Source organism: Paraburkholderia sp. BR10936, from assembly GCF_040965735.1.
In the GTDB taxonomy this organism is placed as follows: Bacteria; Pseudomonadota; Gammaproteobacteria; order Burkholderiales; family Burkholderiaceae; genus Paraburkholderia; species Paraburkholderia nodosa_A.
The window spans coordinates 1-2,200 of the sequence record NZ_JBFRCM010000055.1 but is presented as its reverse complement, the minus strand read 5'-3'; the positions used below and the strand labels follow the sequence as shown (position 1 = coordinate 2,200).

Sequence of the window (2,200 nt, the reverse complement as noted above, 5' to 3'; positions counted from 1 at the left end):
AGTGGCTAGTCTAACCGCAAGGAGGACGGTCACCACGGCAGGATTCATGACTGGGGTGAAGTCGTAACAAGGTAGCCGTATCGGAAGGTGCGGCTGGATCACCTCCTTTCCAGAGCTCATCGCTCACTGCGTTTTAAGCGCTCACACTTGTCGGCTGTAAGAAAGACAGACTCAGGGGTCTGTAGCTCAGTCGGTTAGAGCACCGTCTTGATAAGGCGGGGGTCGATGGTTCGAATCCATCCAGACCCACCACTGTCTGTGGCGGGCAGATCCCTTGAGTATGTGTGACTGGGGGATTAGCTCAGCTGGGAGAGCACCTGCTTTGCAAGCAGGGGGTCGTCGGTTCGATCCCGTCATCCTCCACCAATCCTCAATGCACAGCGTTCTGCACGAAGCAGAACCTTCTGCATTGGCGATTGAGCCAGTCAGAGCGGTATGTGAAAGCGTATCGGCTGTCGTTCTTTAACAATCAGGAAGAAGTAGTAAAGAGATTCATCCAAAACACACCTGGAGATGGGTGTGGAGTAGGTGAATCAGGGTTGTGATTGTATCAATGTATTTTTAAGTGATCGAAAGATTGCCTTGAAATACGGCGCAACACGAATACTCAACCTGTAGCGAGTGGGTCCGAAGTGAGCAATCACCGCGAGACACACCCGTTATAGGGTCAAGCGAACAAGTGCATGTGGTGGATGCCTTGGCGATCACAGGCGATGAAGGACGCGGTAGCCTGCGAAAAGCTGTGGGGAGCTGGCAAACGAGCTTTGATCCACAGATGTCCGAATGGGGAAACCCACTCCGAATGGAGTATCCATGGCTGAATACATAGGCCATGCGAAGCGAACGCGGCGAACTGAAACATCTAAGTAGCCGCAGGAAAAGAAATCAACCGAGATTCCCAAAGTAGTGGCGAGCGAAATGGGACCAGCCTGTACTCTTTATCTGTACCGTCAGCCAAACGCTCTGGAAAGTGCGGCCATAGTGGGTGATAGCCCCGTAGGCGAAGGCGGAATGGAAGAACTAGGTGTACGACAAGTAGGGCGGGACACGTGAAATCCTGTCTGAAGATGGGGGGACCATCCTCCAAGGCTAAATACTCGTGATCGACCGATAGTGAACCAGTACCGTGAGGGAAAGGCGAAAAGAACCCCGGGAGGGGAGTGAAACAGATCCTGAAACCGCATGCATACAAACAGTCGGAGCCTCGCAAGGGGTGACGGCGTACCTTTTGTATAATGGGTCAGCGACTTACATTCAGTGGCAAGCTTAACCGAATAGGGCAGGCGTAGCGAAAGCGAGTCCGAACAGGGCGTCCAGTCGCTGGGTGTAGACCCGAAACCAGGTGATCTATCCATGGCCAGGTTGAAGGCACGGTAACACGTGCTGGAGGACCGAACCCACTAACGTTGAAAAGTTAGGGGATGAGCTGTGGATAGGGGTGAAAGGCTAAACAAACCTGGAAATAGCTGGTTCTCTCCGAAAACTATTTAGGTAGTGCCTCGTGTATCACCTTCGGGGGTAGAGCACTGTCATGGTTGATGGGTCCATTGCGGATTACGTCGCCATAGCAAACTCCGAATACCGAAGAGTGCAATCACGGGAGACAGACATCGGGTGCTAACGTCCGGTGTCAAGAGGGAAACAACCCAGACCGCCAGCTAAGGTCCCCAAATATGGCTAAGTGGGAAACGAAGTGGGAAGGCTAAAACAGTCAGGAGGTTGGCTTAGAAGCAGCCACCCTTTAAAGAAAGCGTAATAGCTCACTGATCGAGTCGTCCTGCGCGGAAGATGTAACGGGGCTAAGCCATATACCGAAGCTGCGGATGCACATTTATGTGCATGGTAGGAGAGCGTTCCGTAAGCCTGCGAAGGTGCGTTGAAAAGCGTGCTGGAGGTATCGGAAGTGCGAATGCTGACATGAGTAGCGATAAAGGGGGTGAAAGGCCCCCTCGCCGTAAGCCCAAGGTTTCCTACGCAACGTTCATCGGCGTAGGGTGAGTCGGCCCCTAAGGCGAGGCAGAAATGCGTAGCTGATGGGAAGCAGGTCAATATTCCTGCACCATTGTTGAATGCGATGGGGGGACGGATCGCGGAAGGTTGTCCGGGTGTTGGAAGTCCCGGTCCTTGCATTGGAGAAGGCGCTTTGGCAAATCCGGGCGCGGGATTCAAGGGTGTGAGGCCAGTCTCTTCGGAGACGAAG

The 2,200-nt window shown here is 53.4% G+C and carries 2 tRNA genes and 2 rRNA genes; all 4 read left to right on the top strand.

Going from position 1 to position 2,200, the window contains the following annotated elements:
- Positions 1-109, top strand: a 16S ribosomal RNA gene (locus AB4Y36_RS40350); the annotation flags it as partial.
- A 66-nt stretch (positions 110-175) separates the two neighbouring features.
- Positions 176-252 (top strand) — tRNA-Ile (locus AB4Y36_RS40345).
- A 38-nt stretch (positions 253-290) separates the two neighbouring features.
- Positions 291-366 (top strand) — tRNA-Ala (locus AB4Y36_RS40340).
- Positions 367-665: 299 nt separating this feature from the next.
- Positions 666-2,200 (top strand): 23S ribosomal RNA (locus AB4Y36_RS40335); the annotation flags it as partial.